Annotated in this window: 24 protein-coding genes; 12 read left to right on the forward strand and 12 right to left on the reverse strand. The window is 65.1% G+C overall.

Features of this window, described 5'->3' with window-relative positions; genetic code table 11:
- Positions 1–8 precede the first annotated feature (8 nt).
- The gene (locus V2B31_RS03235) at positions 9–752 is read left to right on the forward strand and encodes a 3'(2'),5'-bisphosphate nucleotidase CysQ (protein WP_328275275.1); all 744 of its coding nucleotides are present in this window, start codon (positions 9–11) and stop codon (positions 750–752) included.
- On the opposite strand, the gene V2B31_RS03240 is transcribed toward V2B31_RS03235, so the two are convergent.
- From V2B31_RS03240 to V2B31_RS03265, 6 genes are all read right to left on the reverse strand, one after another.
- Positions 749–1585 carry an HpcH/HpaI aldolase/citrate lyase family protein gene (locus tag V2B31_RS03240; protein ID WP_328275220.1) on the reverse strand — a complete coding sequence of 279 codons (837 nt, stop codon included), beginning with the start codon at positions 1583–1585 and terminating at the stop codon, positions 749–751. The genes V2B31_RS03235 and V2B31_RS03240 overlap by 4 nt on opposite strands.
- Positions 1582–2082: a MaoC family dehydratase gene (locus V2B31_RS03245; RefSeq protein WP_328275222.1), complete on the reverse strand. Its 501-nt coding sequence runs from the start codon at positions 2080–2082 to the stop codon at positions 1582–1584. Before V2B31_RS03245 ends, V2B31_RS03240 begins: the two co-directional genes overlap by 4 nt.
- A 36-nt stretch (positions 2083–2118) precedes the next feature.
- Positions 2119–4068 (reverse strand): acetyl/propionyl/methylcrotonyl-CoA carboxylase subunit alpha, encoded by a 1950-nt coding sequence (locus tag V2B31_RS03250; protein WP_328275224.1) that lies wholly within the window; start codon positions 4066–4068, stop codon positions 2119–2121.
- Positions 4065–4547, reverse strand: a complete 483-nt coding sequence (locus V2B31_RS03255; RefSeq protein WP_328275226.1) for a hypothetical protein — start codon at positions 4545–4547, stop codon at positions 4065–4067. The genes V2B31_RS03250 and V2B31_RS03255 overlap by 4 nt, the downstream gene beginning before the upstream one ends.
- A gap of 12 nt (positions 4548–4559) precedes the next feature.
- Positions 4560–6161 carry a carboxyl transferase domain-containing protein gene (locus V2B31_RS03260; RefSeq protein WP_328275228.1) on the reverse strand — a complete coding sequence of 534 codons (1602 nt, stop codon included), beginning with the start codon at positions 6159–6161 and terminating at the stop codon, positions 4560–4562.
- 140 nt (positions 6162–6301) lie between these two features.
- Positions 6302–7456: an isovaleryl-CoA dehydrogenase gene (locus V2B31_RS03265; RefSeq protein ID WP_328275230.1), complete on the reverse strand. Its 1155-nt coding sequence runs from the start codon at positions 7454–7456 to the stop codon at positions 6302–6304.
- Positions 7457–7539: 83 nt separating this feature from the next.
- On the opposite strand from V2B31_RS03265, the gene V2B31_RS03270 reads away from it, so the two are divergent.
- Entirely contained in the window at positions 7540–8406 is an 867-nt protein-coding gene (locus V2B31_RS03270; RefSeq protein WP_328275277.1) for a LysR family transcriptional regulator, read from the forward strand.
- On the opposite strand, the gene V2B31_RS03275 is transcribed toward V2B31_RS03270, so the two are convergent.
- The 4 genes from V2B31_RS03275 to V2B31_RS03290 form a co-directional block, all read right to left on the reverse strand.
- The gene (locus tag V2B31_RS03275; protein ID WP_328275232.1) at positions 8403–9254 is read right to left on the reverse strand and encodes an oxygenase MpaB family protein; all 852 of its coding nucleotides are present in this window, start codon (positions 9252–9254) and stop codon (positions 8403–8405) included. The two genes, V2B31_RS03270 and V2B31_RS03275, sit on opposite strands and share 4 nt — an antisense overlap.
- Positions 9251–10747, reverse strand: coding sequence for a glycerol kinase GlpK (gene glpK, locus V2B31_RS03280; protein ID WP_328275234.1), 1497 nt, complete (start codon positions 10745–10747; stop codon positions 9251–9253). The genes V2B31_RS03275 and glpK overlap by 4 nt, the downstream gene beginning before the upstream one ends.
- A complete protein-coding gene (locus V2B31_RS03285; RefSeq protein ID WP_328275236.1) occupies positions 10744–12252 on the reverse strand; it encodes a glycerol-3-phosphate dehydrogenase in 1509 nt (502 codons plus the stop codon). The genes glpK and V2B31_RS03285 overlap by 4 nt, the downstream gene beginning before the upstream one ends.
- Positions 12253–12330: 78 nt before the next feature.
- Entirely contained in the window at positions 12331–12879 is a 549-nt protein-coding gene (locus V2B31_RS03290; protein WP_328275238.1) for a M23 family metallopeptidase, read from the reverse strand.
- Between the two features lie 302 nt (positions 12880–13181).
- Here V2B31_RS03290 and V2B31_RS03295 point away from each other — a divergent pair, with 302 nt between their 5' ends.
- The 10 genes from V2B31_RS03295 to V2B31_RS03340 all read left to right on the forward strand — a co-directional run bounded on the left by V2B31_RS03295 (position 13182) and on the right by V2B31_RS03340 (position 24253).
- Positions 13182–13994 carry an aldolase/citrate lyase family protein gene (locus tag V2B31_RS03295; protein ID WP_328275240.1) on the forward strand — a complete coding sequence of 271 codons (813 nt, stop codon included), beginning with the start codon at positions 13182–13184 and terminating at the stop codon, positions 13992–13994.
- Between the two features lie 10 nt (positions 13995–14004).
- Positions 14005–14826, forward strand: coding sequence for an inositol monophosphatase family protein (locus V2B31_RS03300; RefSeq protein WP_328275242.1), 822 nt, complete (start codon positions 14005–14007; stop codon positions 14824–14826).
- A 63-nt stretch (positions 14827–14889) separates the two neighbouring features.
- Positions 14890–16713: an SLBB domain-containing protein gene (locus V2B31_RS03305; protein WP_328275244.1), complete on the forward strand. Its 1824-nt coding sequence runs from the start codon at positions 14890–14892 to the stop codon at positions 16711–16713.
- Positions 16710–17825 carry a capsule biosynthesis protein gene (locus V2B31_RS03310; protein WP_328275246.1) on the forward strand — a complete coding sequence of 372 codons (1116 nt, stop codon included), beginning with the start codon at positions 16710–16712 and terminating at the stop codon, positions 17823–17825. Before V2B31_RS03305 ends, V2B31_RS03310 begins: the two co-directional genes overlap by 4 nt.
- Positions 17822–18796 carry a glycosyltransferase family 2 protein gene (locus tag V2B31_RS03315; protein ID WP_328275248.1) on the forward strand — a complete coding sequence of 325 codons (975 nt, stop codon included), beginning with the start codon at positions 17822–17824 and terminating at the stop codon, positions 18794–18796. Before V2B31_RS03310 ends, V2B31_RS03315 begins: the two co-directional genes overlap by 4 nt.
- Positions 18797–20101 carry a hypothetical protein gene (locus V2B31_RS03320; protein WP_328275250.1) on the forward strand — a complete coding sequence of 435 codons (1305 nt, stop codon included), beginning with the start codon at positions 18797–18799 and terminating at the stop codon, positions 20099–20101.
- A complete protein-coding gene (locus V2B31_RS03325; protein WP_328275252.1) occupies positions 20098–21108 on the forward strand; it encodes an NAD-dependent epimerase/dehydratase family protein in 1011 nt (336 codons plus the stop codon). The genes V2B31_RS03320 and V2B31_RS03325 overlap by 4 nt, the downstream gene beginning before the upstream one ends.
- Positions 21105–22925, forward strand: a complete 1821-nt coding sequence (locus V2B31_RS03330) for a thiamine pyrophosphate-binding protein (RefSeq protein ID WP_328275254.1) — start codon at positions 21105–21107, stop codon at positions 22923–22925. Before V2B31_RS03325 ends, V2B31_RS03330 begins: the two co-directional genes overlap by 4 nt.
- Positions 22922–23329, forward strand: coding sequence for a GtrA family protein (locus tag V2B31_RS03335; protein WP_328275256.1), 408 nt, complete (start codon positions 22922–22924; stop codon positions 23327–23329). Before V2B31_RS03330 ends, V2B31_RS03335 begins: the two co-directional genes overlap by 4 nt.
- Before the next feature lie 3 nt (positions 23330–23332).
- Positions 23333–24253 (forward strand): class I SAM-dependent methyltransferase, encoded by a 921-nt coding sequence (locus tag V2B31_RS03340; RefSeq protein WP_328275258.1) that lies wholly within the window; start codon positions 23333–23335, stop codon positions 24251–24253.
- Here the strand turns inward: V2B31_RS03340 and rfbG are convergent.
- Positions 24238–25332, reverse strand: a complete 1095-nt coding sequence (gene rfbG, locus V2B31_RS03345) for a CDP-glucose 4,6-dehydratase (protein WP_328275260.1) — start codon at positions 25330–25332, stop codon at positions 24238–24240. The two genes, V2B31_RS03340 and rfbG, sit on opposite strands and share 16 nt — an antisense overlap.
- Positions 25317–26090, reverse strand: coding sequence for a glucose-1-phosphate cytidylyltransferase (gene rfbF, locus V2B31_RS03350; RefSeq protein WP_328275262.1), 774 nt, complete (start codon positions 26088–26090; stop codon positions 25317–25319). The genes rfbG and rfbF overlap by 16 nt, the downstream gene beginning before the upstream one ends.
- Between the last annotated feature and the right edge of the window lie 105 nt (positions 26091–26195).

The following is a 26195-nucleotide window of genomic DNA, read 5'->3' on the forward strand; positions in this document are numbered from 1 at the left end:
GCGCGAGCCTGACCGACGCAGCGCTGGCGGCGCATCTGGCCGCAGTGGCCGGCCGGCTGCTGCTGGAGGTGCGGGCGAGCGGAATATTTTCGGGCAAGTCGCTGGGGCTGGCAGGGGACCAGACCGCCAACCAGTTCCTCGTCCATGCGCTGCGCGAGGCGCGGCCCGATGACGGGCTGCTGTCCGAAGAGATGAAGTGCGACGGCACCCGGCTGCTGCACGAGCGCGTGTGGATCGTCGATCCGGTCGACGGCACGCGCGAATATGGCGAGGCGCGGGCCGACTGGGCGGTGCATGTGGGCTTGGCGGTCGGCGGCAATCCGGTCGTGGGTGCGGTGGCGCTGCCAGGGGCCGAGGGCGGGCTGGTGCTGCGCTCCGACCAGCCGCGCCTTTTGCCGCTCGCGCCCGACCGGCTGCGCATGGTCGTCAGCCGCACTCGCCCCGCGCGCGAGGCGGTGGAGATCGCCGCGCGGATCGGCGCGGAGCTGGTGCCGATGGGGTCGGCGGGCGCGAAGGCGATGGCGATCATATTGGGGCAGGCCGACATCTACCTCCATTCGGGCGGGCAATATGAGTGGGACTCGATGGCCCCGGTCGCGGTCGCACTGGCGCATGGCCTGCATTGTTCGCGCATCGACGGCAGCCCGCTCCGCTATAACCAGCCCGACGTGGCGCTGCCCGACCTGCTCATCTGCCGCAGGGAAGATGCGGGCATGATCCTGGAGCAGATCAGGGATTTGCCGCCAGCCTAATCTCGTGCCTGGGCGAGGATGCGCTGGGCCTGGATGAGGTGGGGGCGGTCGATCATCTTGCCGTCGAGCCTGAGCGCGCCGACGCCGGGGTTCGCAGCGAAGGCGTCGATCACCGCGCGGGCATGGGCGAGTTCGGTCTCGGTGGGGGTGAAGCCGGCGTTGATGATTTCGACCTGCGCGGGGTGGATCGCCATCATGCCGGTGAAGCCGTCGCGCCGGGCGCGGGCGACATAGGCGGCGAGGGCTGCGGGTGCGTCAATGCCGGGAAAGACGGTTTCGATCGCGGGCGCGCCTGCCGCATGGGCGGCGAACAAGGTGAGGCTACGGACCATTTCATAGGGCGACGTGTAGTGGCCGTCCTCCTCGCGCGATGTCGCTGCGCCGATCGCGGCGGGCAGGTCTTCCGCGCCCCAGGTCAGGCCGGCGAGATGGGGAGCGACGTCGCCATAGCTGCCGAGCTGGAAGAGGGCAGCGGGGGTTTCGGTGGCGATCGGGAGGATCGGGGGCGCATTGTCGCCGATCAGGGCGAGAAGGGTGCGGATGCTGGCCGCGCCTTCGGCCTTGGGGAGCACGACGCCGTCGGGCTTACCGGGGAGGATGGCGGCGAGATCGGCCTGCGTCAGGCCACTGTCGAGCGGGTTCACGCGGACGAAGGCAGGGACGGCGCGGGGCTGCGCGAGCCAGTCGGCGATGGCGGCGCGGCCTTCCGCCTTGCGCTCGGGTGCGACGCTGTCTTCGAGATCAAGGATCAGCGCGTCCGTGCCGCTCGCCGCCGCTTTGGGAAAGCGATCCGGCCGGTCCGCAGGGACGAAGAGCAGCGAGCGCAGGCTCATGCGTCGGACCGCTTGAGCAGAGCCATGCGCAGGCACTGGCAGACGATCTGGTCGCGCTGATTGCGCAGGCGGTGGGTGAAGGTGACGATGCCGGCATTAGGGCGCGACTTGCTGGGCTTGAGGTCAGTCACCTCGGTCTCACAGCGGAGCGTGTCGCCGATAAAAACGGGATTGGGCATGACGAGCTTGTCATAGCCGAGATTGGCGACGAGCGTGCCCAGCGTCGTGTCGCCCACCGACAGCCCTACCATCAGCGCGAAGGTGAAGGTGCCGTTGACGAGGATCTGCCCGAACTCGCTGGCCTTCGCCGCTTCGGCGTCGAGGTGCAGCGGCTGGGGATTGTGGGTCATGGTCGTGAAGAGGAGATTGTCGGTCTCCGTCACGGTGCGGCGTATGTCATGGGCGATGCTGTCGCCGATACGCCATTGGTCGAAATATCTGCCTGCCATCGTTCCTGCATCCGTTCGGTTCGAGCCTGTCGAGAACCCTACACGCAACGGTTCTCGACAAGCTCGAACCGAACGGAGGGAAGTTTATTCCGCCTTGTCGATCTTCGCCAGCAGCGCGCCTTCGCTCACCTGCCCGCCTTCGGCCGCGTTCATTTCCGCCACGATACCGTCGAAAGGGGCGACGAGGCTATGCTCCATCTTCATGGCTTCGAGGGTGAGGAGCTTCTGGCCCTTGGTGACGCTATCGCCCCGCGCCACCGCGACGGCGATGATGCGGCCCGGCATGGGAGACAGGATCGCGCCGTCGGAGGCTGCGCCGGTGGCTGTGCCGCGTTGGGCCGCCAGTTCGAACCTCCACGTCTGACCCTGCATCGCCGCGAAGATGGAGTCCCCATTGGGCGTGAATGAAAACCAGTCGTCATCTTGCAATGCCTGCGCTGCATCGCGGGGGCCGCGCAAAGCCGCCTCGTAGATGTTTTTCCGGTCCATCAGCCGAACTATGCGCTGTGGTGGCGCATTAAGGCGAAAACCGGTCAGCTTCTCGGGAAGGCGATCATCGACAAGCCCCTCGGCCACAAGGTCAAGTAGGGATGGCGGCGGCTCAAGATCAAACACGACATCTTGGCCCAGTTGCTCGATCAGGCCCGTATGGACCGCACCTGATGTGAAGCTGGGATCGACCAGCAAGGCATGAAGAAACGTCGCATTGGTTCTTACTGGCCAGGCTTCGACCCGCCGAACCAGATTGGACAGGCCGCGCGCCGCCTCTCGCCTATGATCCGCGTGCCAGATCAGCTTGGCGATCATGGGGTCGTAATAGGGTGAGATTTCGCTCCCCTTCTCGACGCCGGTTTCGATGCGGGGATGGCCGGTATATTCGAGCGTTTCTAAGCTACCTGTCGATGGCGCGATATAGCGGTAAGGATCGAGATCGCGCGGGATGCTAAAATGCTCCAACCGCCCCGTGCTGGGCAGGAAGCCCTTAGCCGGGTCTTCGGCGTAGAGGCGCGCCTCCATCGCCCAGCCGGTGATGGCCAACTCGTCCTGCTTCTTGGGGAGCGGCTCGCCCGAGGCGACGCGGAGTTGCCATTCGACGAGGTCGACGCCGGTGATCTCCTCGGTCACCGGATGCTCGACCTGGAGCCTGGTGTTCATCTCCATGAACCAGATACGGTCGGCGCGGAGCCCCTCGGAACCGTCGGCGATGAATTCTATGGTACCTGCGCCGACATAATCGACCGCCTTGGCCGCATTGACCGCTGCCGTGCAGACCGCAGCGCGGGTCGCTTCATCCATGCCCGGCGCGGGCGCTTCCTCGATCACCTTCTGGTGGCGGCGCTGGAGCGAGCAGTCGCGCTCGAACAGGTGGACGATGTTGCCATGGGTGTCGCCGAAGACCTGCACCTCGATATGGCGCGGGTTGGTGATCCATTTCTCCAGCAGCACCGCGTCATTGCCGAAGCTGGACGCGGCCTCGCGCCGGCAGGAGGCGAGCGCTTCGGCGAAGTCGGCGGCCGCATCGACCTTCCGCATCCCCTTGCCGCCGCCGCCGGCGACCGCCTTGATGAGGATGGGGTAGCCGATCGCGTCGGCTTCCGCTTTCAGCCGCGCTTCGCTCTGGTCCTCGCCCAGATAGCCGGGGGTGGTGGGGACGCCAGCGTCCTGCATCAGCTTCTTGGCGGCGTCCTTCAAACCCATGGCGCGGATGCTGTCGGCGCGAGGGCCGACCCAGATCAGGCCGGCGTCGAGCACAGCCTGCGCGAAATCCGCGTTCTCGGAAAGGAAGCCGTAGCCGGGGTGGATCGCCTGCGCGCCGGTAGCCTTGGCGGCGGCGATGATCTTGTCGCCAACGAGGTAGGATTCGCGCGCGGGGGAGGGGCCGATATGGACGGCTTCGTCGGCGGAGCGGACGTGGAGGGCGCGCGCGTCGGCGTCGGAATAGACGGCAACGGTGCGGATACCCATAGCGCGCGCGGTGCGGATGATGCGGCAGGCGATCTCGCCGCGATTGGCGATGAGGAGGGAGGCGATCATGGTTGGAGGATCAAATGAGCATAAACCGGAACAAACATGCACTGGTATCCATAAGGATCTCGCAATGCGCGTGCCGATCCATCCCAAACAGCCCAATGGTCAAATGTCTCAATGGCTATATCGACGCTCTCCTTATTGAAGTGAAAACTACGTACTTTAGGAGTGTCGAAACGAAACTCTGCTCTTTGCGATCGTTCTTTCCAATTGACGGCCTTATGCCTGTTGAGGATGGGACCCCAAAGCAATAGGTTTTCGCGACGATTGAAAAGAGCACCTCTTTCATCTGGGATGTCTGATGCCTGTCCCAAGATAAAACCAAACGAAGAAAATGCGGCGCTTAGCTCATTTTCCGTGGCTCCGTGCACATCCCAATCGCGCTGCTCAAAGGCATCGAAAGCCTCCTCTAGGGAGATGCCGCAGAGCATTGCAACGCACGCAGGGCCACATCCAAACTCCGTATTTTGTACAATTCCTTCCATGCGCAAGCTCCTTTACATCCTGAACACCCCAAACTGCGCACGCTCCCCAATCGGCGCGTTCAGCGTGGCGGCGAAGGCCAGGCCGAGCACGTCTCGGGTCTGCGCCGGATCGATGACGCCGTCGTCCCACAGGCGGGCGGTGGCGTAGTAAGGGTTGCCCTCGTCTTCGAAGCGCTGGCGGATCGGGGCCTTGAAGGCTTCGGCCTGCTCGGGGGTCCAGTTGGCGGCATCGCGATTGACGGTCGCCAGCACGCTCGCGGCCTGTTCGCCGCCCATCACGCTGATCCGACTGTTGGGCCAGGTGAAGAGGAAGCGCGGGCCATAGGCGCGGCCGCACATGCCGTAGTTGCCCGCGCCGAAGCTGCCGCCGATCAACACGGTGACCTTGGGCACCTGCGCGGTGGCGACGGCGGTGACGAGCTTCGCGCCATTTTTGGCGATCCCCTCCGCCTCATATCTGCCGCCGACCATGAAGCCGGAGATGTTCTGGAGGAAGAGCAAGGGCACACGCCGCTGGCAGGCGAGTTCGATGAAATGCGCGCCCTTGACCGCGCTTTCGCTGAAGAGGACGCCGTTGTTGGCGAGGATCGCGACCGGCATTCCCCAGATATGGGCGAAGCCGCAGACCAGAGTCGTGCCATAGAGCGCCTTGAATTCATGGAATTCGCTGCCGTCGACGATGCGGGCGATGACTTCGCGCACGTCATAGGGCGCGCGCACGTCCTGCGGCACGATGCCGTAAAGGTCGCTCGCGTCGTAGAGCGGCGCGCGCGGATCGCGCAGGTTCACGTCGGGCGTGGCGTCGGGTTGCAGGGTCGAGACGATGTCGCGGATGATGGTGAGGGCGTGATCGTCATTCTCGGCGACATGATCGACCACGCCCGACTTGCGGCCGTGGAGGTCACCGCCGCCCAGATCCTCCGCGCTGATGACCTCGCCCGTCGCCGCCTGAACCAGCGGCGGGCCGGCGAGGAAGATGGTGCCCTGGTTGCGGACGATCACGCTTTCGTCGCACATGGCCGGGACATAGGCGCCGCCGGCGGTGCAGCTTCCCATGACGCAGGCGATCTGGGGGATGCCGCGCGCGCTCATCTGCGCCTGGTTGTAGAAGATGCGGCCGAAATGGTCGCGGTCGGGGAAGACCTCCGCCTGGTTGGGGAGGTTCGCGCCGCCTGAGTCGACGAGGTAGATGCAGGGCAGCCGGTTCTCCAGCGCGATCTCCTGCGCGCGCAGATGCTTCTTGACGGTGAGGGGGTAATAGGTGCCGCCCTTCACCGTCGCGTCGTTGCAGGCGATCATCACCTGCCGGCCCGAGACGCGGCCGATGCCGGCGACGATGCCGGCGCCGGGCACCTCGCCATCATAGAGACCGTTGGCGGCGAGCTGGCCGACTTCGAGAAAGGGGCTGCCGGGATCGAGCAGGCGTTCGACACGGTCGCGGGGGAGGAGCTTGCCGCGCGCCACATGCTTGTCGCGCGCGCTGTCCGATCCGCCACGTGCGGCGGCGGCGACCTTGGCGCGCAGGTCTTCGGCGAGGGCGCGATTGTGCGCCGCGTTGGCGCTGAAGGTTTCGCTGTCGGGGGAGAGTTTCGTGTCGATTATGGGTGCGGTCACTTAACATCCTCCCCTGCAAGGGGAGGTGGCTGGCCTCAGGCCAGACGGAGGGGTGTCACGCTCTCGATAGGGGGACACCCCTCCACCATTTGCTTCGCAAACGGTCCCCCTCCCCTTGCAGGGGAGGATCATGAGCACACTCACGCCCCTCCTCCGATCAATTCCCGCCCGATCAGCATCCGGCGGATTTCGTTCGTTCCCGCGCCGATGTCGAGCAGCTTGGCGTCGCGCATATAGCGTTCGACCGGCCAGTCCTTCGTGTAGCCCGCGCCGCCCAGCGCCTGCACCGCTTCCAGCGCGACCTTCATGGCGTTCTCGCTCGCCAGCAGGATCGCCCCGGCTGCGTCGAAGCGGGTGGTCTTTCCGGCGTCGCATGCCTTCGCCACGGCGTAGACATAGGTGCGCGCGCTGCTTAGCGCGACATACATGTCGGCGACCTTGGCCTGCATCAGCTGGAACGCGCCGATCGGCTTGCCGAACTGGCGGCGCTCGCGGACATAGGGCAGCACCACGTCGAGGCAGGCCTGCATGAGCCCGAGCTGGATGCCGGCCAGCACAGTGCGCTCATAGTCGAGGCCGCTCATCAGCACGCCCGCGCCGCCATTGAGCGGCCCCATGATATTCTCCTCCGGCACCTCGCAATCGTCGAACACCAGCTCGGCGGTCGGGGAGCCGCGCATTCCCATCTTGTCGATCTTCTGCCCGATGGAGAAGCCCTTCATGTCCTTTTCCATGAGGAAGGTGGTAACGCCCTTCGACCCCTCACCCGTCTTCGCGTAGACGACCAGCGTGTCGGCATAGGGCGCGTTGGTGATCCAATATTTCGTGCCATTGAGGACATAGCGGTCGCCGCGCTTTTCCGCGCGCAGCTTCATCGAGATCACGTCCGATCCCGCCCCTGCTTCCGACATGGCGAGCGAGCCGACATGCTCGCCGGAAATCAGCTTGGGCAGATATTTCGCCTTCTGCGCATCATTGCCCCAGCGACGGATCTGGTTGACGCAGAGGTTGGAGTGCGCGCCGTAGCTGAGGCCGATCGAAGCGGAGGCGCGGGCGACCTCCTCTTGGGCCACGACATGCTCAAGATAGCCGAGGCCGAGACCGCCCCATTGCTCCTCGACGGTGATGCCGTGCAGGCCAAGCTCACCCATGGCGGGCCATAGCTCGTCGCGCGGGAACCAGTCCTTCGCGTCGATCTCGGCGGCGAGGGGCGCGATCCGGTCGGCGGCGAAGCGCGCCGTGCTCTCGCGGATCATGTCGGCGGTTTCGCCGAGGGCGAAGTCGAAATCACTCATGCGTCTCTCCTCGACTGCCTTCTACCCCCGCGCCGCTCTTTCCCAAATTGAAACTTTTCTGTGCCCCGCTATAGATGCCATCTATAATGGAGCGCTATCTTCTCCGCTATTTTCTGGCCGTGGTGGACCAGGGCAGCTTTTCCCGCGCCGCGGCGGCATGCAATGTATCGCAGCCGACGCTGTCGGTCGGGATCGGCAAGCTCGAAAGCCTGCTGGGCGCGCGGCTTTTCGTCCGCGCGCATCAGCGGATGCAGCTGACCGAAGCGGGGACGCGGCTGCTCGGCCATGCGCGGCGGATCGAGGCGGAGTTCAACGCGGCGCAGCGCGCCGTCGCGCAGGAACCGGGCGGCCAGGGTGCGGGGTGTCGCCTGGGCGTGCTGCACAGCATTGCGGGCGCGACGATCGCCAGCGCCGTCGCCGCGTTGCCGGCCGAGGCGCGCCAAGGCATAGAGATCGTCTATGGGTCCGAGCGCGACCTGCTGAGCCGGCTCGACCGGGGTCGGATCGATGTCGCGCTGTCGCTGACCGGACGCGGTGGGGCGCGATTCCCTGAGCGCACGATCCTGACCGAAGGCTATGCCATCGCCATCACCGCCGGGCATCCGCTGGCCGAGCGCGACGAGATCGCGGCGGAGGAGATTGCCGGCGAGACAATGATCGTGCGCCGCCATTGCGAGGCGCTGGCCGCGACCAGCCGGCATTTCACCGATCGGGGCGTGCGGCCGCCGTTCGCGCTGCGCGGCACCAATGACGAGCGGGTGTTGCAGATGGTCGCGGCCGGGCTGGGGCTGACGGTCATGCCGCAGAGCTATGCCCATGACGGGGTAGCGCGGCCCCGGCTGGCGGGCTTCACCCTCCGCCGCTCGATCGGCTTTCTGTTCGGGCGGGATGGTGGCGCGGCGACAGCGGACGCGCCGCTGCTGCGCGCGGTCGAGGCGGCGCTGGGCTAAGCCCGGAACGCCCAGCGCAGCAGCCCTGCCATGGCAAAGCCGCCGGCGCGAGTCAGCGGCGCGGCGATCGGGCGCGCGGGAAAGCCGTGCATCCGCTTCGCCCAGAGCGGCAATATATCGACCGCCGCCTGCATCACGATCGCCAGTGCCGGCTTCATGGCGATCGTGGGAGAGGGTTGCGACAGGATGCGGCGGGCGACGTCGCGGGTGCGTGCGTTGGCGGTAAGATCGGGCAGGAAGGCGGCGATGAGCGCATCGGCCTCGGCACGGGTCGCGGGCACCGGATCGGCCCCGAGCGCACGGGCGACAAGCCCTGCCTGTTCGACATAGGCGTCCTGATCGGCGCGGGTCATGCCCGGTTCGGCGAAAGCGATCCAGGCGTCGAGAAAGCCGATCGCCTCGCACACATGGACCCAGGCGAGCAGGCGCGGGTCGCTCGCGGCATAAGGCGCGCCATCGGGCAGCGCGCCGCGCACATGGGTATGAACCTCCCGCACACGATGAATGGCAGCCTGTGCGTCCGCCCGGTCGCCGAAGGTCGTGACCGCGATGAAGCGCGCGGTGCGGCGCAAGCGGCCGAGCATATCGTCGCGAAATTCGCTATGATCCCACACGCCCGCGAGCGCGGCCGGGTGGAGCATCTGGAGCAGCAAGGCGGTGACGCCGCCGATCATCATCGTGGTGACATCGCCATGGACGCGCCAGATGACCGAATCGCGCGGGTAGAGCGCATGGTCGGAGCGCACCACCGGGCGTTCGCCCCGCGCACGGTCGTTGAACATGTCCTGCACCTGGCGGACGAGCCGCTGGCGCAGGCGATCGGTGGGCGACACGGGGCGATCGATCATTTTGCCGGGCGGGCCGTCGATCGGGCACGATCGACCGCGTCGGTCCATTGGCCGAACAGGCGTGCGCGTTCTTCTTCGGTCATCATGGGGGCGAAACGGGCGTCCGTTTGGCTCTCGCCGGGCAAGGCGGCGAGCCCGGACCACAGCCCTGCCCCTACCCCGGCAAGGAAGGCTGCGCCCAGCGCCGTCGTCTCGATGCCCGCGGGGCGGCGCACTGGAAGGCCCAGCATGTCGGCGAGGAACTGGCAGAGCCAGCCATTGGCGGTCATGCCGCCATCGACGCGCATCATGGGCGCGGCGAGCCCACTGTCGCGCGCCATCGTATCGACCAGTTCGCGGCTCTGATAGGCGACTGCCTCCAGCGCGGCGCGGACCAGATGCGCGGACGTCGCGCCGAAGCTGAGGCCGGTGATGAGGCCGCGCGCGTCGGCGTCCCAGTGTGGCGAACCGAGCCCGACGAAAGCGGGCACGAGATAGACGCCGCCATTGTCGGGCAGCGCGCGGGCCAGCGCTTCGCTTTCGCCGGCATGGGCGATGATGCCGAGACTGTCGCGGAGCCACTGGACCGCCGCGCCGGCGACGAAGATCGCGCCTTCGAGCGCGTAGCAGGTGCGGCCCTCCGCCTGAAAGCCGACGGTCGTGAGCAGGCGATGCGCCGACCGGCAGATCGTGTCGCCCGTGTTCATGAGCGCGAAGCCGCCGGTGCCATAGGTGATCTTGGCGTCGCCCGCGCGCAGGCAGCGCTGGCCGATGAGCGCGGCCTGCTGGTCGCCCGCCATGCCGGTGATCGGCAGCGCGCGGCCGAACAGAGACGGATCGCTCGTGCCGAGGAAAGCGTCGTTGGAGCGGACCTCGGGCAGGATCGGCATCGGGATGTTGAACATGCGGCAGAGATCGGGGCACCATTGCATCGTGCGGATGTCGAACAGCAAGGTGCGCGACGCATTGGTGGGATCGGTAGCATGGACCGCGCCGCCGGTCAGCCGCCAGAGCAGGAAGCTGTCGATCGTGCCGAAGGCGATCCGCCCCTGCTCCGCCAGCGCCCGCGCGTCCGGCCGGGCGTCGAGGAGCCAGGCGAGTTTCGTCGCCGAGAAATAGGAATCGAGCAGCAGGCCGGTGCGACCGGTGATCTCCGGCTCCAGCCCCTCCGCCGCCATGGCGCGGCACAGCTCCGCGCCGCGCCGGTCCTGCCAGACGATCGCGTTGTGGAGCGGCTGCCCGGTCTCGCGGTCCCAGAGCAGGAACGTCTCGCGCTGGTTGGTGATGCCGATCGCGGCAAGATCGAGGCCGAGCGCCTGCGCCTCCGCCATCGCCGCGCGCGCCGTGGCGAGCGTGTCGCGCCAGATGATTTCGGCGTCATGCTCGACCCAGCCCGATTGCGGATAATATTGCGGCAGTTCGACCTGGGCGGTCGCGCGGACCTGCGTCGCTTCGTCCACGATCAGCGCGCGGGTGGAGGTGGTGCCCTGATCGATCGCCAGGATCGCCTTCATCTGTCTCTCCCGTCCAGATATTGGTCGAGCGCTGCGCGCTCGGCTTCGCTGAAATAGAGGTCGAGCTTGGTGCGACGCCAGAGGATATCGTCGGCGGTGCGCGCCCATTCGCGGTCGGCGAGATGAGCGACCTCCCGCTCGGTCAGGCCATGGCCGAAATGGCGGCCGCAGTCGCCGAGCGTGTGCGCATCGGCGAGGATCGCCCAGGCGATCGTGCCATAGGCGGCGATCATGCGTTCCGACCAGCGGGGCGCGAGGAAGGGATAGTCGGCTTGCAGCCGGGCAGTAAGGTCCGCCGCGCCGTCGATCGGGAAATCGCCGCCGGGCAGCGGCGTGTTGGCGGTCCAGTCGGGGCCGGCGAATAGTGGCTGGCGCTGGCCGAGCATCTCCATCGCCGATGCGGCGAGATGGCGATAGGTGGTAAGCTTGCCGCCGAAAATGCTGAGCAGCGGCGCCCCCTCTGCCTCGTCGGACAGGTCGAGCCGGTAGCCGCGCGTGGCGGCTTCGGGGCGGCCCGATCCGTCGTCAATCAGCGGGCGGACGCCGGCGAAGCGCCAGACCACGTCCTGCGGGCCGATCTGCCGCTGGAAATAGCCGTTCGCGGCCTCGCACAGATAGGCGATTTCGGCCGGATCGGGCTGAACGTCATGCAATGATCCCACATGATCGACGTCAGTGGTGCCGATCAGGGTGAAGTCATGCTCATAGGGGATGGCGAAGAAGATGCGGCCATCGGGAAGCTGAAAGAAATAGGCGAGGCCATGATCGAACAGGGCGGGCACGACGATATGCGATCCGCGCACCAGCCGCATCTGCGCCGCCGAGGCTATGCCGGCGCGGGTGATGAGATCGAGCACGGCCGGGCCGGCGGCGTTGACCACCGCCCGCGCCCGGAACAGGCGGCCGCCCTTCACGGTGGCGCGCCAATGATCGGCTTCGCGGGCGAGCGCCTCGACCGGGGTGCGGGGCATTACCTGCGCGCCGCGATCGGCGGCGTCGCGCAGGTTGAGCACGACCAGCCGCGCATCGTCCACCCAGCAGTCGGAATAAGCGAAACCGGCGGTGAAGCCGGGCTTGAGCGGCTTGCCGGCGGGATGCGCGCGGAGGTTAAGGGACCGGGTCGCCGGCAGCCGCTTGCGGCCGCCGATATGGTCGTAGAGGAAGAGGCCCAGTCGCAGCAGCCAGCGCGGCCGCAGCCCTGCCCGATGTGGCAGGACGAAGCGCATCGGCCGCACCAGATGCGGCGCAATTCCCCAGAGCCGCTCGCGCTCGGCGAGCGATTCCCGCACCAGCGCGAATTCGCGGTGCTCCAGATAGCGCAGCCCGCCATGGATGAGCTTGGTCGACGCCGAGGATGTGCCGCCAGCGATGTCGCCTGCTTCCAGCACCAGCACGCGAGCGCCCCGCCCCGCCGCATCGCGCGCGACGCCGGCGCCGTTGATGCCGGCGCCCACGACCAGAAGATCGAACATCTCTTCTTCCGCGTCGCTCGCCCGCACCCGCATCTCCGCGCCATGACCGTTCGGCCATCATCCGCCTAATGGCCAGCAGCGCAAGCCACTATGCGCCAGCCGCGCAGGCGGTCAGTCGGCGCACCATCTGAGCCGGTCGGCAGCCGCGCCCGACCCGGCAGGATCGGCGCGCGCCGCCTGGCATTGCTGGATTGAAAAGGCGGAGCGATGCACCCCCCGTGCCGGCTGCGCGGAGGACGCTGTGACCGGACGCGCGGCCGACGCCGTTGCCGCAGAGTGGGTGAAATAGGGCAGAGGATCGACCGCAGCGCCCGCGATGCGATATTCGAAATGCAGGTGCGGCCCGGTCGACCGGCCGCTCGATCCGACGCGGCCGATCAGCGTTGCAGCCGAGACGAGGTCGCCCGCGCGCACCGCCAGCGCCGAAAGATGCGCATAGCGGGCGCTCGTCCCGTCGGGATGGGCGATGTCTATGGCGAGGCCATAGCCCCCCCGATGGCCGGCAAAGATCACCCGGCCGGACGCGGCGGCGAAAACGGGCGCTCCGAAGCGCGCGGAGAAATCTACCCCGCTGTGCCGCCGCGCGCGGCCGTCAAACGGGTCATGCCTGACGCCAAAGCCGGAGTTCACCGGCGCAAGCAACGTCCGCGCATGCGACAAATCAGCCTGTATTGCGAGGGCGGGAAGGACCAAAAGCGCGAAGCAGGCGCGCATGGGCGAGTGACGGGCCGACTCGGGCCGAAGCCTCTTAAATACGCCGAGCATGCACATCTGCAGGCAAAGCCATAGAAAAATCTTTTACATTCATATCGTTAATGTCGATGCAGCCGCGTAACATGTTTATAAACCAATAAAAATTATGGTGCGGGTCGACGGATTGCACTGGCGGGCATCGTCTTGCTCTCATATGACATGCTCCGGCAACAATGAATAGTATAGCGGAAGACGACTAGGGGACTGACATGAATCTGACAGAAAAGCGTATGCTGGAGATGCTCAAGAAAGGGCGCGATCATTATGGAGTGGTGGCCGTAAAGGCGGAATTCGAAGCCGAAGGCACCCGACCCGACGAACTGCTGCGCCTTTTGGATCTGGCACGACGCGCCGACCTTAAAGTCGCACTCAAGATCGGTGGGTGCGAAGCGATATCTGACCTGTTCGCGTCCAAGCTCTACGGCATCGACTATATCATCGCCCCGATGGTCGAAACCCCCTATGCGCTGTCCAAGTTCGCCGATGCGCGCGACAAGGTCTATGGCGACGCGCCGACCGACACGCGCTTCCTGTTCAACCTGGAGACCCAGACGACGCTGGGCTTCCTGAACGACATGCTGCCCACCGCCAAGCAGCGGCTGGACGGCATTGTCTTTGGCCGGGTCGACTTCACCCTGTCGCGCGGGCTGGCGCGCAGCGCGATCAACGCGCCGGAGATCACCCAGGCGGTGCTCCAGGTGGCCGAAGCCTGCGCCAGCAACGACCTGGAGCTGGTCGTCGGCGGGTCGGTGGCGGTCGAGGCCGCGCCCGCGCTGCGCGCATTCCGCAAGGTCCGGCTCGACCGGTTCGAGACCCGCAAGGTGATCTTCGACGGCGCGGCGGCGGAGTCGATCGATTTCGAGGACGGCATCGCCAACGCCATGGCCTTCGAGCTGGCATGGCTGGAAAACAAGCAGGCCTATTACAGCGCGATCAGCGCCGAGGACCAGGCCCGCATCAAGATGATGCGCGACCGAATTGCGTTGGCCAATAGCGGCGCCATCAAGTCGGTCGCTGCCTGATAGGATAACAATGTCCCTGTATCGGCAGGTCGCCACGCTGATGCGCAGCGTGGCGACCGACATCATAGTCCCCCGTTTCCGCACGCTTGCCACCCACGAAATTGCCGACAAGGGTGCGGGGGAAATCGTCACTTCCGCTGACCATGATTCCGAAGCGGCCTTGCGCGACGGACTTGCCCGATTCGATCCCGGAACCCGGATCGTGGGCGAGGAAGCGTGCGAGGCTGAGCCCGGCTTGCTGGACGACATCGGGTCAGGCCGCGTCTGGCTGATCGATCCGCTCGACGGCACGGCCAATTTCGCCGCCGGGCGCGAGCCGTTCGGCATGATGATCGCGCTGGTCGAGGATGGCGTGCCGATCGCCGGCTGGATGCTAGACCCGGTTAGCGGGAGATTATGCGCGGCCGTGCGCGGCGAAGGCGCCACGATCGACAACGCGCCAGTGCGCGTACAGCCGCAGGATCGGCCATTGCCCGTGGCGTCGCTCGGCACCCAGTTCATGGATGTCGAACGTCGCACCGCAGTCCATGCCGCAGTAGAAACCGCCTTCGTGCTGGAAGCCATTCCCCGCTGCGCGGCGGAAAGCTATCCCCGGCTGGTGCTGGGGCGCAACGATGTTGCCCTGTTCCAGCGCATCCTTCCGTGGGATCACGCGCCCGGCGCTCTGTTCCTGACCGAGGCGGGCGGCGTCGCGACGCATTGGGACGGCGCGCCCTATCGGGTCGGTTCCCCGTCCACCGGCATATTGCTTGCCAATTCGGGTAAGGCTTACGACCGACTACGGAATGCGCTACCGCTCTCGCTATTGCCCACCGTTTCGCATCAGGACTGATTCATGATTTCTCTTCGCCGCCTCCTAGGGTCCGGTGCGGCCCTCTCGCTTGTTTGCGCGGCCATGCCCGGCCAGGCCCAGCTCTTGCCGCCGGTCAACGGATCGACCCAGAGCGACAATAGCGCAGGCTCAGGGCGCGCCCGGTCCGACATGACGGTGCCCGCTTCAGGATATGAACCGGCTATCATAAGCACGCCGCAACCGACCACCCTGTCGGCGCCGATGCTGTGGCCCGAGATGCAAGCGGCAGAGCGACCCGAGCCTCCCAAGCCCGTTCGCGTCGCACCGCCCAACGAATTCGAATCCTATGTTTCAGACATCGTCGGCAAGCCGTTGCGGCGGTTCGGATCGGACATGCTCGTGCCTGAATCCCGGGACTTCACTGCGCCTTCCACGACCGCGGTGCCGGACGACTATCGGCTCAACCCCGGCGACCGTCTGCGTGTCGACCTGTCGGGGAGCGTCCAGGCGAATGGCGTCGTGCTGACGATCGACAGCGAGGGCCGCATCTTCGTGCCCAAAGTTGGGCCGGTGAGCGTGGCCGGCGTGCGCTATGGCGATGTGCGTGAGGCGGTCGCGCGGCAGATCTCCCGTCAGTTTCGCAATTTCGATCTTCAGGTGTCGATTGCGCGGCTCAAAGGGCTGACCGTCTATGTCACTGGCTTTGCCGAGCGGCCCGGCGCTTATACGGTCAACAGCCTGTCGACGCTGGTCAACGCCGTGCTGGCGGCCGGCGGGCCGAGCGCGGGGGGCAGCTTCCGCTCAATCCAGTTGCGCCGCAACGGCGCCCTGGTGTCGGACTTCGACCTGTATGACCTGCTGCTGCGCGGCGACAAGAGCGGCGACGCGGCGCTCCAGAGTGGCGATGTCATCTTTATTGCGCCGACCGGCGCGCTAGTCGCGGTGATCGGCAGCGTCAATCGCGAGGCGATCTACGAAGTTGGGCCGGACGAGACAGTGGAGACTGCGCTGCGCTATGCAGGCGGCACGTCGTCGGTGGCGGACGCTACCCGGCTGCTTCTCTTCGACTCGCTTGGCCGGCGCGAGCTGGGCTGGCAGGAACTGGCGCCCGCCGACGCACGCACCCGCATTGCCCAGCGTGGCGACGTGATCCGCGTCCTCTCCGACATCGGCATCGCCCGACCAATCGGCACCCAGCCGGTGCTCATCACGCTAAGCGGCGAAGTCGCCAAGCCGGGCCGCTATTATGTCGCGCCAGGCACGCGGCTGTCGGATGTGGTCACCCAGGCAGGTGGGCTCACGCGCGATGCCTTCCCCTATGCCAGCGTCATCACGCGGCAGAGCGTGAAGGCGCAGCAGAAGGAGAGCTTCGACCGCGCGGTCAAGGATATGGAGCTGCTGCTCAGCACCCAGCCGCTGGTGTCGGTGAACCGGGCGCAGCTCGCCACCGAGGGCAACCGGCAGCTGATCCAGTCGGTCGTGGCGCAGATGCAGACGCGCGAGCCGACCGGCCGCCTTGTCTTCGACCTGCCAGTCAGCGCAGCCCAGCTGCCCGGCGATCTGATCGTCGAGAATAACGACAGCGTCTATGTGCCGACCCGGCCGGTGACGGTAGGGGTGTTCGGGGCGGTGCCGACGCCCGCCTCCTTCGCCTATGACAGCGGCCGCACGATCGGCGACTTCGTGAAGAGCGCGGGCGGCGTCCAGAAGCTGGGCGACAAGAGCGAGATCTTCGTCGTCCGCGCCAATGGCACGGTCATTGCGAATGGGCGGTCCACGCTGAAGGCCAGCGCTCTGCCGGGCGACCTTGTCTTCATCCCCGTCAACGCCGATCGCGGCGAATTCTGGGCGCGATTGCGGGACATCAGCTCCAGCCTCTTCGGTGGCGTGATCGGCGCGGCGTCGGTCGCGGCGGTGGTGCAATGAGCCTGGTCGATCGCTCAAAGGGGTGGGTAGCGGATGCGCGCATCCGCCGGCGCGGCTATGCTGCGGCGGCGGCCGTCGCGGCGCTGCTCTGCGTCGTGCCTCAGCCCTACGTCGCGCGCGCCAAGATCGTGCCGCAGGACAGCGGCAGCCTCGGCATCAACTCGATGATGAGCGCGCTGGGGGGGCAGTTCGGCACCTTTGCCGCGCTCCTTGGCGGGGCTAAGCAACCGATCGACATCTTCCTTTCGGTCGCACGCTCGCCAGAGGTGAGTGTCGCCGTCGTCCAGAACCTGAAGCTGGACGACGCTTCGGAATATGGCAGCCGGCGCGCGGCGCAACGCGCATTGGAGCGAAAGGTCGATATCCATTCCTTGACGGGCGGAATCATCGAGGTAGAGGCGCGCACGCATGATGCGGCGGAATCGGAGCGGCTGACGCGCGCTTATGTTGACGCGATTACCGCGCGATTGAACACGCTCGAGCGCGAGCGCATCCGTCGTAAGCGCGCCGTCATAGAAAAGCGTTTCAAAGATGCGAGCCTTGAAGTCTCGAAAGCAGAGGCAGCGCTTAACGTCTTTCGCCGCAACAACAATCTGGCAGCTCCCGAAGTCCAGCTAGGTTCGGAATTGACCTTGCGCGCGAGTTTGCAGGCGCAGTTACAAGCAAAGCAGGTCGAATTTCAAACAATGCGCCAATTTCAGGGCGATGAAAATCCAGGGTTGCGCGCGCTGCAAACGCAGATTGCCTCTCTCCAGGCCCAGATTGCGCGTACCGCCGCACCGGCCACCAATGCGGCCGGCCCGAATGTTGCGGGCCTTTCCGACGTCTTGCTGCGCTACTTCGATCTGTACCGGAACTACAGGTTCGCGCAAACCATGTATGAGGTCTATTCCCGCTCGACCGAGGAAGTGACGGTCGAGGCGCTGGCGGCCGAGACGGCGGCGGACGCGCAGGTGATCGAAGCGCCCAATCTGGATGTAGACCGGAAGTTCAACGTCCCTGCGGCCGTGCTACTGGCTTTGATCCTGCTGCTAGCTTTCTTTACTGAGGCCTATGCCCCGGCAACCGCAATAAGACTGCCGCTCATTTCGCCTGTGGACCGGGAGCCATGACGGTGATTGAGCTGTCGATCGTCATTCCCTGCTTCAACGAAGAGGAGAATGTTCGCGCAATATGCGATGCCGTGACCGCGCAAGCAGAGCAGCATTCAACGAGTCATGAGATAATCCTGATCGACAATCACTCGACGGATGCGACGCCTGCGATCATGCGTGATATTTGCGCAAGGGATCCGAGGATTAGAGCCATACTCAACAACCGTAATTACGGGCAAATGCGATCCCCGACCTACGGCATCTATCAGGCTGAAGGTGCAGCGGTGATCGGAATGTGCGCCGACTTTCAGGATCCACCTGAAATGATCGGCGAATTCATGCGGCTTTGGCGTGGAGGCGCCGAGGTGGTTCTAGCGCAGCGCCGCTCGGAACGCGCTTCTCCTCTGCTGAGGCTTGCCCGTCATTGCGGCTATCGTTTGATGGCGCGATATGGCGATGTTCCCTTGGTGTCGGGCGCCACGGGCTTCGGCCTGTTCGACCGCAAGGTGGTCGATATGCTAGCAAGCTGGAACGAGCCGGAGCCTTTCTTCCGAAGCATGGTGATCGAGAGTGGGTATCGGCTTGCGGTCGTGCCAGTCGATCGGCCCCCGCGCGCTGCCGGGGAAAGCAAGAATGACCTAACTGCGCTTTACTCCTTCGCCCTGTCCGGCCTTGCCGCCTCCACGCGCTCATTGCTGCGTATGCCGGTGCTGCTGTCTTTGTGGATGGCGCTGCTGACAGCGATCCTTATCCTTGCCGCAGCAACAAGCGCCGTTGTCGGCGGACCCACGCTGGCGATCGGGTTGACGGGAGCGGTGTCAGGAATGTTCAGCATATTGCTGTTCTTCCTTGGCATCATCGGCACGCAAATCGCTCTGGTATCGGATCGGCTACGCAATGTGCCTCTGGTGATAGAGCGGGAGCGTCTCAACTTCCCGGAAAGTCGGGCGGCGCCCGCGTCCCGGACCTTGGTTCACCCGAAGTCTTAAATGATGCGAACGCTCCGTATGTTGCTGGTGCGGCAATCGCCAGAAATTGCGCTTTTGCTGGCGATTATAGCGAGCGACATCTGGGTCGTATGTTTCTTCCTGACCTACGACTATCTCCCTCAGCCCTTCATATTCAACACGTTCGACACATTCATGGACTGGTTCAACGTCGCTGCCTTCGCGCATCAGGGCGGCGCGTTCGACCGATGGCATGCCGTTTACCCGCCACTGTCGTTCGTGTTTCTTGAGTGGGTGACGATCCCGCATTGTTACACCGATCCGCTGTTCGCGCGCGATTGCGATTGGTTGAGCCGGATCGAGATTGTGACATTGTTCTTTCTCAACATCTCTCTTGCCTATGCCGTATTCAGGCGCTCCGTTCCCGAACGCGCCCTGTTGCGCACATGCGCATTCGGGCTGGGCTATCCGATGCTTTTTCTGCTCGAGCGCGGCAACCTCATCTTGATATGCTTGCCGTTCTTCATGCTGGTCTATGGGGGACTGGTGAAGACGCCCTGGATGCGCGCGCTGTGCATAGGGATAACCATCAATTTCAAGCCCTATCTGGTATTGCCGTCCCTTGCCTTCGGCATAAAGCGCGACTGGCGCACTTTGGAGCAGGGCGCTTTGGCGACAATCGGCGTCTACCTGCTAAGCCTTGCGATGTTCGGCAGCGGTACGCCGTGGGAAGTACTCGAGAATATGGGCATTTGGGTGCGCGCCACAAGCGGGCAGGTCTGGGAACAGATTTATTTCGCCACCACCTTCGTACCCTTTCTGGAAATCGAGCGCGTGCCCATTCCGATACTCACTGTCATGTCCTCTCGCATGCTCGAAACTATGCTTTTCTGGTTTCCCATCGCGGTTCGGTTGACCCAGGCCATGGCGTTGCTCGGCCTGGTCGCCGCTTGGCTTCAACCCAGCGCGCTTTCAACGGCGCGGGTTGCAGCATTGCTTGTAGGCTTCCATCTGGTATCCCAATCTCCTGGTGGTTATGCCTTGACCTTCCTCTTTTTCCTGATCCTGATGGACGGATCTCAGAGGCCCGCCAAGATCATTGCGGTCATCGCCTGCTACCTCGTATCGATCACCGCGGACTGGACTTTGAGCAAGTTGACGGGCGTCCCATCCTACAGCTGGCTCGCTGAGCGCCCGGTGACGATCAGCTTCGGGATTTCGGTTGGACAACTTGCGCGGCCTGCCCTCGTCCTGTTGATCGTCTGGTGTCTCTCCATCGATGCCCTGACCCGCGTCATCCGCGCCCATCATAGCCATCGCCCCAGCCTGGGACTGATGCCCGCATGATCCCCCCCGTCGATCTTCTCGCCATGGATGCCGCTCTGGCGCCCATCTGGGCGCGGCTCGATGGCGCGCGCATTTTCTTTACCGGCGGCACTGGCTTCATCGGCCGCTGGATGCTGGAGGCGCTCGCCCGTGCGCCGGTGGATGTCGAGGTGACGCTGCTAAGCCGCGATCCGGCCGGGTTCGCCGCGCGCGCGCCGCATCTGGCCGGGCGCTTTGCCTTTCTGCGCGGCGACATTCAAAGCTGCCCGTCGCCGGCGGGGGACTTCACCCACATCATCCATGGCGCGACCGACGCCAGCGCCCACCTGACCGCGACCGACCCCCGCCGCATGTTCGACACCATCCTGGACGGCACCCGCGCGATGCTGGACCTCGCGCATGAGCGGCAGGCGCGGATGCTGTTCATGAGTTCGGGCGCGGTCTATGGCGTCCAGCCCTGGGATGTGACCCATGTCGCGGAGGACTGGATCGGCGGACCTTCGGTGCGCGATCCCAAATCGGCCTATGCCGAGGGGAAAAGAGCGGCCGAGACGCTCTGCACCATCTATGCGCACCAGTTCGGCGTCGGCGTGGTGACGGCGCGGATCTTCGCGCTACTCGGGCCTTTATTGTCGCTCGATACCCATTTTGCGGCTGGCAATTTCATCCGCGACGCGATCGCCGGCCGCGCGATCGAGGTGCAGGGATCGGGGCAGGCGGTGCGATCCTATCTCTACGCGGCCGATCTTGCGGTCTGGATGTGGACCTTGCTTGCGCTGGGCGAAAAGGGCGGCGCCTATAATGTCGGGTCGGAGGAAGCAGTGTCGATCGCCGATCTCGCCCGCCGCACCGCGCGCCTGCTGGGCGCACCCGATGTCCGCATCCTGGGACGGCCCGATCCGGGCTGGAACCCCGGCCGCTACGTTCCCTCGACCGCGTTGATCCGCGAACAACTGGGCGTTGTCGCCACCGTCGATCTTGACGAAGCGATCCGCCGCACCGCAGCTTCCAACGGATGGAAACCATGACCCACGTGAAACTTTCCGACTGGCTCGCCACCTGGTTGGCGGACCATGGCATCGAGCAGATATTCATGCTGACCGGCGGCGGCGCGATGCACCTCAACCACAGCATCGGCACCCATCCCAAGCTCAAGACGCTGTTCACCCATCATGAACAGGCGCTCTCGATGGCGGCGGAAGCCTATGCGCGGCTTACCAACAAGCCGGCGGTGGTCAACGTGACCTCCGGTCCCGGTGGGACCAATGCGATCACCGGCGTCTATGGCGCCTATGTCGATTCCATCCCGATGCTGGTGATTTCGGGCCAGGTAAAGCGCGAGACGACAGTCCGGTCGAGCGGCCTGCCGCTGCGCCAGCTGGGCGACCAGGAACTCGACATCGAGGAGCTGGTCCGCCCCGTCACCAAATATGCGGTGATGGTGAATGACACCCAGTCGATCCGCTATCATCTGGAAAAGGGGCTGTATCTCGCGACCAAGGGCCGGCCCGGCCCGGTGTGGATCGACATTCCGCTGGACGTGCAAGCGGCCAAGATCGATCCTGATGCGCTGCCCGGTTTCGATCCCGCCGAACTGGAACGGCCATGGCTCGACGCCGACCTTGGCCCGCTGGCCCGCGACATTCTGGATCGGCTGCAAAAGGCCAAGCGGCCGGTGATGTTTGCCGGAGGCGGGGTGCGCCTGTCGGGGATGCACCGCGAGTTCATCACGCTGGTCGAGCGGCTGGGCGTGCCCGTCGTCACCGGGTGGAACGCGCATGACGTGCTGTGGAACGACCATCCGCTCTATGCCGGCCGCCCCGGCACGGTGGGTGATCGTGGCGGCAATATGGTGACGCAGAGCGCCGACCTGCTGCTGGTGCTCGGCAGCCGGCTCAACATCCGGCAGGTGAGCTATAACTGGCAGAGCTTTGCGCGCGAGGCGTTCAAAATCTGGGTCGATATCGACCCGCTGGAATTGCAGAAGCCCACGGTCAAGCCCGACTTGCCGGTGGTTGCCGATCTCGCCGACCTCATCCCCGCGCTGCTGGAGCAGGACTATGCGGGGCCGACCGAGCAGCATCGCGGCTGGCTGGAATGGGCGCGCGAGCGCGTCGCCCGCTTCCCTACAGTGCTGCCCGAATATCATGAGCATGGCCCTGCCAATCATCCCTATGTCGCGATGGACGCGCTGTTCAAGGCACTCGATGCCGACGACATCGTCGTTACTGGGAATGGCAGCGCCTGCGTCGTCAGTTTCCAGTCGGCGCACCTCAAGCAAGGGCAGCGGCTCTGGACCAATTCGGGCTGCGCGACGATGGGCTATGACCTGCCCGCCGCGATCGGCGTAAGTGCGGCGATCGGCCCCGACCGCCGAGTCATCTGCATCGCCGGCGACGGCAGCATCATGATGAACATTCAGGAGATGCAGACCATTGCCGGCTATGGGCTGCCTATCAAAGTGTTCCTCATCAACAATGCCGGCTATGTCTCCATCTTCCAGACCCACCGCAATTTCTTCAACGGGGTCGAAGTGGGCGGAGGGCCGAAGAGCAATGTGACCTTCCCCGATTTCGCGAAGGTGTCGGCCGCGTTCGGCTTTGCCTATCACCGCGCCGAGGGGCATAACGACCTCAGCCAGGCGATCGCCGACACGCTCGCCGCCCCCGGCCCAGCGCTTTGCGAGATTATCGTTGACGAGAATGTGTCCTTCGCGCCGAAGCTGGGGGCAAAAGTGCATCCCGACGGTCGGATCACGTCCCCCGCGCTAGAAGATCTGTCGCCCTTCCTTCCGCGCGAGGTGTTGCGCGAAAATATGGCGATCCCGCTGATGGACGAATCGTGAAGACAGCAGCCTTGAAGTCCGAGGGCCGCCCATTGCGCTTCCTCATCGCGGGCGCCCTCAACACCGCGTTTGGGCTTGGCCTTTATCCGTTGCTGCTGTTCGTCTTTCCTTTGTTTCAGACGCACTACATGGTGGGCTTGCTGATCGCGCAGGCGATCTGCCTGTGCTTTGCCTTCATGACCTACAAAATCGGCGTGTTTCGCTCCCGGGGCAATCTGGCGCGCGAATTCGCCGCCTTCTCGACCTATTATCTGTTCAACTATGCGGTCAATTGGGGCGCCTTGCCATTACTGGTCGAAGCGGGCGGGCTTTCTCCCACTCTTGCCCAGTTCGGCTTTTCACTATTATTGATGATCGGCAGCTGGTTCTGGCATAGCCGCATCACGTTCAAGCAGGGGATTTAGACCATGACGTTACCGGCGCTGCGTGATCGTGCTTGCCCGTCCTGCGGGTCGCGGGCCGGAACGACCGAAGTCGCCTGCGCCGACAATGTGGAAGCCAAGACGATCGAGCAGCTGCGCCCCTATTGGTACGGCCTGCAAAAGGAAAAGCATTTTTTTCCCTACAAGCGCTGCGCGCAATGCGCGCTGCTCTATAATCCTGTCTTCTTCGATGACAGCCAGCTCGCTGATCTGTACAGCAATATGCCGCCCAATATGGAGCTGGTTACCGAAACCGCGATATCGGACACCCAGCGCGGCTACTTCGCGGCGGCCGCTAACCAGAATCTCCCGACGGGCGACTATCTGGAGATCGGGCCGGACGTCGGCCATTTGGTGGGACAGGCGGTCGAGCATGGCGGGTTCGAGCATTTCTGGTTGTTCGAGCCTAACCGGGCGGTGCATGAGTCCCTGCGCGCGGCGGCCGGCGACCGGCCCTCGACGATCCTGACCGACATGACCGATCTGTCGCCTGTGCCTGACCGGAGCGTGTCATTGGCGGTGATGATCCATGTACTAGACCATCTGCTCGATCCGCTGGCGATGCTCAAGACGGTCGCAGCGAAGCTGAAACCCGACGGGCGGCTACTGATTGTCACCCATAATGAGGCATCGCTGCTGCGCCGCGCGCTCGGCCGTCGCTGGCCGCCTTTCTGCCTTCAGCATCCTTTGCTCTACAATCCCAAGACGATCGAGCAGTTGCTGGTCCACGCCGGCTTCGGCAAGGTCGATGTCACCCCGAGCACCAACCATTTCCCGATCGCCTTTCTCGCACGGCAGGCTGCGCAGGCGGCGGGCGTATCGCTGCCCGAATGGGTGCCTTTGCCGAGGCGCGCGATCGGGCTGCGCCTCGGCAATATATTGACGCTGGCTCAGGCGGGAAGCTGAACCGAGGCGCGTCTCGCGAGCGCGCTATAGGCCGCGATCTGCTCCAGCGTCACGGCGCGCGCATCCTCGCCCGCGCCGACGCGCTTGTGCCAGTCGACGATCCAGTCGATCGTCTGCGCGAGCCGCAGCGCCGGCTGCCAGCCGAGCGCCGAGCGGGCGCGCGAACAATCGAGCCGCAGCAGCCCCGCTTCGTGCGGGCGCGGCCCTTCGTCAAGGGTCGGCGGCGCGGCGTCGTCGCTCCAGGCGGCGCGCATTCGATCGACGATCCAGCTGACCGGACGGGCATCCTCATCCGCCGGACCGAAATTCCAGGCGTCGGCGAAGCGGCGCTCGCCCGCGAGCAGCCGCTCGGCGATCATCAGATAGCCGCCCAGCGCCTCCAGCACATGCTGCCAGGGACGGACCGATCCGGGCGAGCGGATGAGCGGCGGAATGCTCGCCTCGAACGCACGGACCAGATCGGGGACGAGGCGATCGGCGGCCCAGTCGCCGCCGCCGATGACATTGCCGGCGCGCACTGAGGCGAGCGCCGGGCCGCTATCCTGGAAATAGGAACGCCGCCAGGCCGACACGACCAGTTCGGCGCAGCCCTTGCTGCTGCTGTAGGGATCATGCCCGCCCATTGGGTCATTTTCCCGATAGGGCCAGTCCCATTCGCGGTTTTCATAGCATTTGTCGCTGGTCACGCAGACGATGCCGGCGACTCCGCCGACCTGCCGCGCGGCTTCGAGCAGATGGACGGTGCCCATCACATTGGCAGCGTAGGTTTCGATCGGTTGTTCATAGGACAGGCGGACGAGCGGCTGCGCGGCGAGATGGAAGATCGCCTCGGGCTGCGCGCGCTCGACCACCGCGCGCACGGCGGCGGGATCGCGCACGTCGCCCTCGACATGGTCGATCAGTTCGCCGAGGCGCGCTGTGTCAAACAGGCTGGGGTTGCTCGGCGGTGGGAGCGAAAAGCCGGTCACTTTCGCGCCCATGGCGTGGAGCCACAATGCCAGCCAGCTTCCCTTGAAGCCGCTGTCGCCCGTGACCAAGACCCGGCGACCCGCCCAGGCGGGGCTCACCAGCGCTTCCACGGCGCGGCTCCCGACTGCCAGAGCTGATCGAGGTGCATCTTGTCGCGCAGCGTGTCCATCGGATGCCAGAAGCCGTCATGGCGATAGCCCATGAGGTCGCCACTGGCGGCCAGCGCCTCCAGCGGGCCGGCTTCCCACACGGTCTCCGGCCCCTCGACGAGATCGAGCACGCTTGCATCGGCGACGAAGAAGCCGCCATTGATCTGCCCGCCATCGCCGGCCGGCTTTTCCTTGAAGGCCACGACCTGGTCGCCGTCAAACTCCAGCGAGCCGAAACGGCCGGGCGGCGTGACGGAGGTTATTGTCGCGCGTCGTCCATGGGATCGATGGAAGCGCACCAGATCAGCCACGTCAATGTCCGCGACCCCGTCGCCATAGGTGAAGCAGAAGGGTTCGGCCGGGTCGAGATAGGGGCGGATTGCGGCGAGGCGGCCACCGGTCATGGTCGATGCGCCCGTCTCCACCAGAGTGATGCGCCAAGGTTCGCTGCGTGTGTGGTGGATTTCCATGCCGTTGCCGCTGCGCAGGTCGATGGTCACGTCAGCGGTGTGGAGGAAATAGTTGGCGAAATATTCCTTGATGAGATAGCCCTTGTAGCCGAGACAGATCACAAAGTCGTTGAGGCCGGCAGCCGAATAGATTTTCATGATATGCCACAGGATCGGCATTCCGCCGATCTCGACCATAGGCTTGGGTCGGACCGCCGTTTCCTCACCGAGCCGGCTGCCAAGGCCGCCGGCCAAAATCACAGTACGCATTAATCCTCCCGGAACAGGTGTCTTGCATGCAGACGGAGCTAGCCCGCTTATTCCGTCCAGGAAAGCCCGCGCGCACGGGGGAATACGAAAAGCCGGTGCTGCTCG

Origin of the sequence: Sphingobium sp., assembly GCF_036170395.1 — a bacterium.
GTDB lineage: Bacteria > Pseudomonadota > Alphaproteobacteria > Sphingomonadales > Sphingomonadaceae > Sphingobium.

Excerpts from the sequence above, each read along its gene's own strand:
- V2B31_RS03240 (WP_328275220.1), bottom strand. The coding sequence starts at position 1,585 with ATGAGCCTGCGCTCGCTGCTCTTCGTCCCTGCGGACCGGCCGGATCGC.
- V2B31_RS03250 (WP_328275224.1), bottom strand. The coding sequence starts at position 4,068 with ATGATCGCCTCCCTCCTCATCGCCAATCGCGGCGAGATCGCCTGCCGC.
- V2B31_RS03255 (WP_328275226.1), bottom strand. The coding sequence starts at position 4,547 with ATGGAAGGAATTGTACAAAATACGGAGTTTGGATGTGGCCCTGCGTGC.
- V2B31_RS03265 (WP_328275230.1), bottom strand. The coding sequence starts at position 7,456 with ATGAGTGATTTCGACTTCGCCCTCGGCGAAACCGCCGACATGATCCGC.
- V2B31_RS03275 (WP_328275232.1), bottom strand. The coding sequence starts at position 9,254 with ATGATCGATCGCCCCGTGTCGCCCACCGATCGCCTGCGCCAGCGGCTC.
- glpK (WP_328275234.1), bottom strand. The coding sequence starts at position 10,747 with ATGAAGGCGATCCTGGCGATCGATCAGGGCACCACCTCCACCCGCGCG.
- V2B31_RS03285 (WP_328275236.1), bottom strand. The coding sequence starts at position 12,252 with ATGCGGGTGCGGGCGAGCGACGCGGAAGAAGAGATGTTCGATCTTCTG.
- V2B31_RS03295 (WP_328275240.1), top strand. The coding sequence starts at position 13,182 with ATGAATCTGACAGAAAAGCGTATGCTGGAGATGCTCAAGAAAGGGCGC.
- V2B31_RS03300 (WP_328275242.1), top strand. The coding sequence starts at position 14,005 with ATGTCCCTGTATCGGCAGGTCGCCACGCTGATGCGCAGCGTGGCGACC.
- V2B31_RS03305 (WP_328275244.1), top strand. The coding sequence starts at position 14,890 with ATGCCCGGCCAGGCCCAGCTCTTGCCGCCGGTCAACGGATCGACCCAG.
- V2B31_RS03310 (WP_328275246.1), top strand. The coding sequence starts at position 16,710 with ATGAGCCTGGTCGATCGCTCAAAGGGGTGGGTAGCGGATGCGCGCATC.
- V2B31_RS03315 (WP_328275248.1), top strand. The coding sequence starts at position 17,822 with ATGACGGTGATTGAGCTGTCGATCGTCATTCCCTGCTTCAACGAAGAG.
- V2B31_RS03320 (WP_328275250.1), top strand. The coding sequence starts at position 18,797 with ATGATGCGAACGCTCCGTATGTTGCTGGTGCGGCAATCGCCAGAAATT.
- V2B31_RS03325 (WP_328275252.1), top strand. The coding sequence starts at position 20,098 with ATGATCCCCCCCGTCGATCTTCTCGCCATGGATGCCGCTCTGGCGCCC.
- V2B31_RS03330 (WP_328275254.1), top strand. The coding sequence starts at position 21,105 with ATGACCCACGTGAAACTTTCCGACTGGCTCGCCACCTGGTTGGCGGAC.
- V2B31_RS03340 (WP_328275258.1), top strand. The coding sequence starts at position 23,333 with ATGACGTTACCGGCGCTGCGTGATCGTGCTTGCCCGTCCTGCGGGTCG.
- rfbF (WP_328275262.1), bottom strand. The coding sequence starts at position 26,090 with ATGCGTACTGTGATTTTGGCCGGCGGCCTTGGCAGCCGGCTCGGTGAG.